General features: G+C 62.8%; 8 protein-coding genes and 1 pseudogene. 5 read left to right on the top strand and 4 right to left on the bottom strand.

Going from position 1 to position 7,785, the window contains the following annotated elements; genetic code table 11:
• Positions 1 to 348 (top strand): annotated as a pseudogene (locus VK804_RS19370) (hypothetical protein); the annotation flags it as partial.
• On the opposite strand, the gene VK804_RS19365 reads toward VK804_RS19370, so the two are convergent.
• On the bottom strand, positions 345 to 1,244 hold the full coding sequence (locus VK804_RS19365) for a metallophosphoesterase (RefSeq protein ID WP_325373189.1): 900 nt from the start codon (positions 1,242 to 1,244) through the stop codon (positions 345 to 347). The pseudogene VK804_RS19370 and the gene VK804_RS19365 overlap by 4 nt on opposite strands.
• Positions 1,245 to 1,389: 145 nt before the next feature.
• Here VK804_RS19365 and VK804_RS19360 point away from each other — a divergent pair, with 145 nt between their 5' ends.
• Positions 1,390 to 1,875, top strand: a complete 486-nt coding sequence (locus tag VK804_RS19360) for an NUDIX domain-containing protein (protein WP_325373188.1) — start codon at positions 1,390 to 1,392, stop codon at positions 1,873 to 1,875.
• Between the two features lie 68 nt (positions 1,876 to 1,943).
• Positions 1,944 to 3,092: a hypothetical protein gene (locus VK804_RS19355; RefSeq protein WP_325373186.1), complete on the top strand. Its 1,149-nt coding sequence runs from the start codon at positions 1,944 to 1,946 to the stop codon at positions 3,090 to 3,092.
• 94 nt (positions 3,093 to 3,186) lie between these two features.
• Here VK804_RS19355 and VK804_RS19350 read toward each other — a convergent pair whose 3' ends face one another.
• Entirely contained in the window at positions 3,187 to 4,422 is a 1,236-nt protein-coding gene (locus tag VK804_RS19350; protein ID WP_325373184.1) for a glycosyltransferase family 2 protein, read from the bottom strand.
• 334 nt (positions 4,423 to 4,756) lie between these two features.
• Here VK804_RS19350 and VK804_RS19345 point away from each other — a divergent pair, with 334 nt between their 5' ends.
• Positions 4,757 to 5,737 (top strand): glycosyltransferase family 2 protein, encoded by a 981-nt coding sequence (locus VK804_RS19345; RefSeq protein ID WP_325373191.1) that lies wholly within the window; start codon positions 4,757 to 4,759, stop codon positions 5,735 to 5,737.
• A 66-nt stretch (positions 5,738 to 5,803) separates the two neighbouring features.
• Positions 5,804 to 6,322, top strand: a complete 519-nt coding sequence (locus VK804_RS19340; protein ID WP_325373182.1) for an N-acetyltransferase — start codon at positions 5,804 to 5,806, stop codon at positions 6,320 to 6,322.
• 25 nt (positions 6,323 to 6,347) lie between these two features.
• Here VK804_RS19340 and VK804_RS19335 read toward each other — a convergent pair whose 3' ends face one another.
• Both VK804_RS19335 and VK804_RS19330 read right to left on the bottom strand, forming a co-directional pair.
• The gene (locus VK804_RS19335) at positions 6,348 to 7,496 is read right to left on the bottom strand and encodes a nickel/cobalt transporter (protein WP_325373180.1); all 1,149 of its coding nucleotides are present in this window, start codon (positions 7,494 to 7,496) and stop codon (positions 6,348 to 6,350) included.
• Positions 7,497 to 7,508: 12 nt separating this feature from the next.
• The coding region (locus tag VK804_RS19330) for a DUF1007 family protein (RefSeq protein WP_325373178.1) at positions 7,509 to 7,785 on the bottom strand (277 nt) is incomplete at its 5' end.

Below are 7,785 nucleotides of genomic sequence, written 5' to 3'. Positions count from 1 at the left end.
GACCGCGGCATCAGCCAGGGCGATACGCCGCGGCTGTGGATCGATGTGGTCGCCCATGTGCTGATGGGGCGCGACAAGCGGATCTATCGCTTCGTGCAGGACAGCCGTTTCGGCCGCATCGTGCTCGCCGAATCCCACGACGCCGCTGCAATCGTCGCGGCCGTCACCGACTACGTCGCCCGCCGCATCATCGAGCGCGAGCACGCGCTGGTCGCAACGCCGCAGCCGGAGCCGGTCGTCATCGAAAAAAAGCGCCGCGGCGGGTTCTGGATTTTCGTGCTCGGCTTCATCGTCGGCGCCGCCGCGCTGTTCGGCTTCGCGCTGTTCACGGCGTTGCGCAGTATCTAGATCAACCGGGTCCGCCGCAGCTCATCGACGTGCAACTTGTCGTCGATGCCGTCGATGCCCCGGACGGTCTGTTCGCAGCGCCATGCCGCGCCATCGCGCTCGATTGAAAACAGATTATAGGCGGCATCGGGATAGCGGCCATGCGCGACCGCGGAGGCCGAGGGCACGCCGACCGCGGGGATCGCGCCGTTCGGTCCCTCGATCCAGATCGTGGAATGCACGTGATCGTGCCCGTGCAGCACCAGCTCCACGCCATGCCGTTTCAGCAGCGCGAGCAGCTCCCGCGCATCGGTCAGCCGCTTCAGGCGCGAATCCGAACGCAGCGGATGGTGGATCAGCAGCACGCGAAACGCCGGCTCGGCCGATAGCCGCGCCAGCAGGCGCTCGAGCGCTTCCAGTTGCGCGGCGCCGAGCGTGCCCGTCGCCATCAGCGGCGGCGTCGGCACCGCCGTGGAGAGGCCGATCAGCGCCAGCGGGCCGCGGCGGCGCAGGAAAGGGAATCTGACGCCGTCGGCAGCCGCCTCATCGCCATCGAGATATCGGCCCCAGGCCTCAGTAAAGCGATGCCTTGTGGTGCGAACATAGGCATCGTGATTGCCGGGAATCACGGTGACCCGATCCGCCGCGCCGACACTCTCCAGCCACATCCGCGATGGTGGAAATTCCGCCTCAAGCGCGAGGTTGACGAGATCGCCGGTGACGGCGATGTGATCCGGCCGCAGCCCCCGCAGGTCCGACACCAGCGCATCGAGCACGTCGCGCCGATGATATTTATGGCGGTTGCGCGTCCAGTTCAGGTAGCCGAGCGCGCGCTTGCCCGCGAGCTCCGCAAGCCGCACCTTGGGCAGCGGCGGCAGGTGCGGATCGGACAGATGGGCAAGCGTGAATGCCGCCATCACGCCGACCCAGCCGGGCGGCCTGCGAGAGGGAGCGGAGCGATCATCCCGTGATATCCTGTGAGCATCTCGAATGTAATGGCAAGCGGCGACAAGCGATGCAAGGATCAAGCGTGATGTTCGTAACCGTTGGATTTACGCCGCAATGACCCTGCAAGCCCTGCGAAAAAGCCTGGAGCCGCTGCTGCGCCGGCTCTTCCATCTCTATTGGCGCTTCGCCCGCGGCATGACGCTCGGGGTCCGCGGCGTGGTCGTGGACGGCGACAACCGGGTGTTCCTGGTCAAGCACAGCTATGTCGCGGGCTGGCATCTACCGGGCGGCGGCGTCGAGGTCGGCGAAACCCTTGGCGAGGCGCTGCGGCGCGAACTCGCCGAGGAGGGGCGGATCGAGATCGTGGGCGAGCCGGCGCTGCTTGGCGTGTTCTTCAACAGCCATGTGTCGCGCCGGGACCATGTCGCGGTCTATCTCATCAGGCGGTTCCGGCAGGATCGCCTGCCCGAGCCGAACCGCGAAATCATCGCCTGCGGTTTCTTTGCGCCGGCCGAACTGCCGGAGGAGACCACGGAGGGCACGCGGCTGCGGATAGCGGAGGCGCTGGAAGGCAAGCTGCCGATCGCGACCTGGCGCTAGCCAGCCCTTGCGAGCGCCGACGAATTTGGCGACAACCCGTGAGAGCGCCACGCGGCAGGACAACAGCGATGAACTATCTCAAGGCCGCCTGCGGCGTATTGTGTTTTCTGGTGCTGGCCAGCAATGTGTGGTCGATGTCGCATTGGAGCGAATCCCGCGGCGTCTATGATGATATCTGCTATCTGCGGCAGGCTCATCTGTTCCAGCGATTTGGGCTTGACGGGCTGGATACCAATCTGGCCCGGGACGACGATCATCACATGGCGTCCAAACTGCGCGAGATCGGTTTTTCGGAATGGAGCGATCCGTCGAGATTTCCCTGCCACACCCTGATAGCGGCGACGAACAAACGGGTGCTGCAATATCCGCCGGGCACCGGCTTCGTGCTGGCGCTGTTCCCGCAGGGCTTCCAGGTGATTCCGATGTATGTGCTGGCGACCGTCATCAGCTTCGGTTTTGCGCTGCTTGCGATCCACTACGCCCGGTCGAGATCGGCGATCGTGATCGCGGGCGCGTTCGGCTGTCTCGCCATTTCTCTGATGATCAACCCCACCAAGGCGAGCTATTCGATGGCGCCCACCATGGTGGTCTGCGCGCTGGCGGGCTTTTTGACGGCCCGCCTGTTCGTGAAAACGCCGCAGCGCCATCCCGTGCTTCTGACGATGCTGATTGGCTTTCTGATCGGCCTTGCGGTCGATTTCCGGTTGGCCAATCTGTTTCTCTCCGCTGGATATTTCCTGTTTTTTGGTTTCGTCTTTTTGAGGTCGCGAAAACTGGAAGCGTTCCTGCCGGGTGCGCTGTTCGGGGTGGCATTCCTGGTGGGACTGACACCGACACTGATCGCCAACGCGATCAATGCCGGAAGTCCTTTTGCGACCACGTACGGGGCTGACCCCAACGATTTAAAACCGCCGGGGATCGATGCCGGCGTCATCTGGGCTTATGTTACAGACCTGCAAGGCGTTTTGCTGATTGTTGCGGGCGCGTGGGTTGTATTGATTTTGCGCCTGTACAGAGAACCCGGCACAAGGTCGGTCGCACTTCTCGCGGTCCTGAATCTCGCGGTCAATGTGGCGTACTTCACGACCCACTTTTTCAACCCATATTACACCATCCCCGTCAGCATGCTTTCACTGTGGAGTCTGCTGTTTGCATCCCTGATGCGGCCGGCCGAATCCGGGGACGACCGCCTCATAGGGCAACCAGCAAAGGCTTGAGGTTCCAGATTCTTGTTTTGACGCGTTTTCTTCACGCAAACCGGTGTCCACCCCGGATCGCGTCCGGGGCAGGCTTCGCTCGAAAACGCTATGGCTACCGGCCCGGTGTGACTTCCGACGAGTCCTGATCCATGGCGGCGAGCGTCCGGTCGCGCCTGATCGGAATACTCATGATACCCGCCAGGAAGACGGTGAACCCGAGTTGAACTCCGATCACAATGCCGGTCAGAGAGATGATGAGCACCCTTAACACGATGGGATTTGTAAGAGGCCCAAAATCGACGGAAGCCCAGGTCAGGAATGACCAGATGAAGCCTGCCGTTCCCAGCCCGATAACTGAAATCGCGACGATCAGTCCTCGTTCGAATGTAAGAAATGACACCAGCCGATGATTCCATTTCGATTCGGGCAGCAGCTGATATCTGACCGCGAAACGTTGCGCGATCAGGCCAAAGGTCAGGTTCTGAATTCCGATCAGAATTGCGATAGCGCCAACCAGAAACGTTTTGATTTCGAGATTTACTCCGTCTGCAATCTGGACCGGACCCGGAAATAGCACCGCCTCGATGCATAAACCAAACAGGATGAGCGCAAATCCCGGATAGATGAAAAGCCATCGCGGGCTCAGCATGAGCAGGAAGCTCAAATGCCGCCATCCATCGCGCCAGGTACGCAAATGCGGCGGACGTGACCGGCCGTCTTTTTTCAGGGCCGTCGGCACCTCGCAAATCCGGTAGGATCGCACGGCCGCGGAGATCAGCATCTCGCTCGCAAATTCCATTCCCGTGGTGTGAAGATTGAGAGCCTGGACCCTTTCACGATTGAATGCCCGCAGGCCGCAATGGAAATCGCCTACTTTCACGTCGAAGAACAATCGTCCGAGAAAGCTGAGGACCGGGTTCCCCAAATAGCGGTGCAGGAATGGCATGGCGCCGGGCGCTATCCCGCCCCGAAATCGGTTGCCCATGACGATGTCATAACCTTCCCGGAGCCTCGCCACGAACAGCCCCAGCTCCGACAGGTCGTAACTGTCATCGGCGTCCCCCATGACGACATAGCGACCGCGCGCCGCCGAGATGCCATTCCGGAGCGCTGATCCATAACCTCGATCGCGGACCTGAACCACACGAGCCCCCTTCGCGGCCGCCAGTTGTTGCGATCCATCGGTCGATCCGTTGTCTGCGACAAGCACTTCTCCCCTGACATCGCTGCCGGCGAGGTACGACATGGCTTTGTCGATGCAGGTCTCGATCGTCTCCGCTTCGTTGAGGCAGGGAAGCAATATCGTCAGTTCAAGTTCTTCAATTGTCCGGCGATCGTCGGCTGTCATGAGGGCTTACCCCACGCAGCTGGTAACCAGACCGAAAGCGCATCGTGGACCGCGAGCGCTGCGGCGTCCGCCAAAATCAACCTCTTCATCCCCTGTCCTGCCCGTGGTCCATTTGAGCGCGATAAAATCACGCCTGCGGTGCGGTGTCCAACCGCAGCAAGGGCGGCGTTTTGGCAGCATGCATCGGGCCAAGACCCGGGCGATAACGTTAGAGATCGTTAGCGATCGCTGCTTATGATCGGGGATCAAAACCCTAACGATCGTTAAGGATTGCCCGATGAGCCCCGCGCCGGAGTCGAAACGACCGCCGAATCTTCGCGGCGATCTGGCCGGCATGGCGGAGGCGCTCGAGCAGTTTGCGCGGCGGGAATTTCCGCAGCCGCAGCCGGCACAGCCGCGGATTGCGGTTCTGGTGCCGTGCTTCAACGAGGAAGCCGCGGTTGCGACCGTCGTCGCCGATTTTCGCAAAGCGCTGCCTTCGGCCGAAATCTTCGTCTACGACAACAATTCGTCGGACCGTACCACCGAGGTGGCGCGGCAGGCCGGCGCCGAGGTGCGCAGCGAGCGCCGTCAGGGCAAGGGCCATGTGGTGCGGCGCATGTTCGCCGACGTCGACGCCGATATCTATGTCTTGGTCGACGGCGATGCGACCTATGATGCCCCCAGCGCGCCGCGCATGATCGAGATGCTCACGTCAGATCATCTCGACATGGTGGTCGGCTTCCGGGTCGACCAGGATCAGGCCGCCTATCGACCCGGCCACCGCACCGGCAACTGGATGCTGACCAGCTTTCTGTCGTCGGTGTTCGGCCAGGCCTTCAAGGATATTCTTTCCGGCTATCGGGTGTTCTCGCGCCGCTTCGTCAAATCCTTCCCGGTGCTGTCGGACGGATTCGAGATCGAAACCGAACTGACCGTGCATGCGCTCGAACTGGCGCTGCCGGTCGCCGAGGTCGAGACGCCCTATTATGCGCGCCCGGAAGGATCGTTCAGCAAGCTCAACACCTGGCGCGACGGCTTTCGCATTCTCGGCACCATCCTGAAGCTCTACCGCTCGGAAAAGCCGCTGCGCTTCTTCACGGCGATCGGGATTTTCCTGACGCTGGTCTCGATCGGGCTCGCGATCCCCGTCATCATCACCTATCTCGAACAGGGTCTCGTGCCGCGCCTGCCGACCGCGGTGCTGTCGATGGGCCTGATGATCCTGGCCGTGCTGTCGGTATCGTCGGGGCTGGTGCTGGATACGGTGACGCGCGGCCGCCGCGAGATGAAGCTGTTGGCCTATCTGTCGCAGGCCCCCTTCAACCGCAATTGACGCGCTTCGGCATCGGCGCGGCCGGGACGATGGACCGCGCCCCTGCCAGATGCTATCCCGCGCCGGATGAGCGAACTCTCCCTGACCATATTGCCCGAAACCGCCAATGACGCGCAGGCGATCGAGCGCCTGCACGAGCGCACCTTCGGGCCCGGCCGTTTCGTGCTGAGCGCCTACCGGCTGCGCGAGCATGTCGATCATTTGCTCGACCTGTCGTTCACGGCCCGGATCGGCACGCTGCTGGTGGGATCGGTGCGGCAATTGCCGGTCTGCGTCGGCGACACCAAGGCCTTGCTGCTAGGGCCGCTGACGGTCGAGCCGCCGTTCCGCGGCCGCGGCGTCGGCCGGGCGCTGCTGGATCGTGCGCTTGGGGATGCCAGGGCAAAAGGCCATCGCCTGGTGCTGCTGGTCGGCGACGAGGCCTATTACAGCCGCGTCGGCTTCAAGCTGGTGCCGAAGGGGCGGGCGGCCATGCCGGGGCCGGTCGACTACAGCAGGCTGTTGGTGGCGGAGCTCGTCGATGGCGCCTTCGCCGAGGCATCCGGCGAAATCCGCCCGGACTGGAGCATGGCGCGATACCGCTGATCGACTCGAGCGCGGCACTCGTTTTTCAGAAGCAGGTCACGCGCTCGGCGGCGACATAGCCCAGCAGCAATCCCATGCCAAACAGCAGCACCAGCCCGGCGGCTCCGAACTCGACCCCGCGCATCAGCAGGGCACCGCCGCCCTCGCGGCCGGCCGCTAACCGCCGGGCCAGCCCTTTTGCGGAGACCGCAACGATGGCAATGGTCGCAACCGTGATCGCGGTGCCAAGTCCCATCACGAACGTGGCGGCGACGCCGGCCCAGAACAATCCTTGCGCCAGCGCGAACACCAGAACCAGAATGGCGCCCGAACAGGGCCGGATGCCGACGGTCAGAACCGCGCTGAAACCGCGCCGCCAGCCGCCGGGACCGGCCAATTGCGTGGGCTCCGGACCATGGGAATGGCCGCAATGCTCGTCATGGACGTGGCGATGATCGTGATGTCCTTCATGTGCGTGCTCAGGCACGGGATCACAAACGACAGTTGCGTGCGCTGGGGCGTGGCCGTGACATTGATGTCCGTGATCGCCGTGACCGTGCGCAAGATGTCCGTGATCGAGACGAGGTGCCGCCGCATGCGCGAGGACCGGCGCCAGTTGCGGGCCGGACCTTCGCCAGGATGATTGCAACGCCCGGACAAAACTGCCGCCCTTGGTCCAGACCAGCCGGACACCGAAGGCTGCGATCAGCGTGTAGCTGGCGATCTCGATCACGCGTTCGGCGCCGCACATCGTCTTCGCGGTGACGTTGAGCAGCCAGGCGCCGATGCCGACGATCAGCACCGCGATCAACGATTGCATCAGCGCCGAGACAAAGGACAGCACGATACCGCGCCGCGCGGTCTCTTCATTGGCGACAAGGTATGACGAGATCACGGTCTTGCCGTGGCCGGGTCCGGCTGCGTGGAATATGCCGTAGGCAAATGAAATCGCCAGCAGCGTCCAGACCGCGCTGCCGTCGGCCTTGGCGGCGCGAATGGTCGACGACATCTCGCGATAGAATTCGGATTGCTTCGTCATCAGCCAGCCGACGATACCGCCGATTTGCGCATCGGGAGCCGCGCGCGGACCGCCGAACGGATTTTGCGCCAGCGCGCCATGCAGGGCGCCATCGGCGACAAGGCCGATGGCTGCGATCGCGAGGCAACTCAACGCAATCTGTCGGCGTGTGGTCATACCGGTGTTCCCTTATGGACAATTCACGGAGATCTTGTTGGCGAACATCGCACCATAATTGGCGTTCTCGCCATTTAGAAAGGTGTCTTCGTTGAGCTTCTGGGCGGCAGCGGCGCCGTCGTTCGGGCGCTGGACGGCGAGGGTGCAGGTGGCAGGCGCGCCGACCAGGTGGATCGGATCCTTCTTTTGCATCGAAAAATCGACGAAATAGCTCGGATCGAATATTTCGAGCGCGAGCTGCCTGACTTTAACGGGAGTCTTGAAGGGAAGCGTGAAGTGCAGCACCAGC

Source organism: Bradyrhizobium sp. (genome assembly GCF_035484855.1).
Taxonomy (GTDB): Bacteria; Pseudomonadota; Alphaproteobacteria; order Rhizobiales; family Xanthobacteraceae; genus Bradyrhizobium.
The sequence above is the reverse complement of the archived record's forward strand: the minus strand, read 5'-3'. Positions and strand labels throughout refer to the sequence as shown.

Bases quoted from the DNA above. Each gene is read 5' to 3' on its own strand.
- VK804_RS19365 (WP_325373189.1), bottom strand. From the start codon at position 1,244: ATGGCGGCATTCACGCTTGCCCATCTGTCCGATCCGCACCTGCCGCCG.
- VK804_RS19360 (WP_325373188.1), top strand. From the start codon at position 1,390: ATGACCCTGCAAGCCCTGCGAAAAAGCCTGGAGCCGCTGCTGCGCCGG.
- VK804_RS19355 (WP_325373186.1), top strand. From the start codon at position 1,944: ATGAACTATCTCAAGGCCGCCTGCGGCGTATTGTGTTTTCTGGTGCTG.
- VK804_RS19350 (WP_325373184.1), bottom strand. From the start codon at position 4,422: ATGACAGCCGACGATCGCCGGACAATTGAAGAACTTGAACTGACGATA.
- VK804_RS19345 (WP_325373191.1), top strand. From the start codon at position 4,757: ATGGCGGAGGCGCTCGAGCAGTTTGCGCGGCGGGAATTTCCGCAGCCG.
- VK804_RS19340 (WP_325373182.1), top strand. From the start codon at position 5,804: ATGAGCGAACTCTCCCTGACCATATTGCCCGAAACCGCCAATGACGCG.
- VK804_RS19335 (WP_325373180.1), bottom strand. From the start codon at position 7,496: ATGACCACACGCCGACAGATTGCGTTGAGTTGCCTCGCGATCGCAGCC.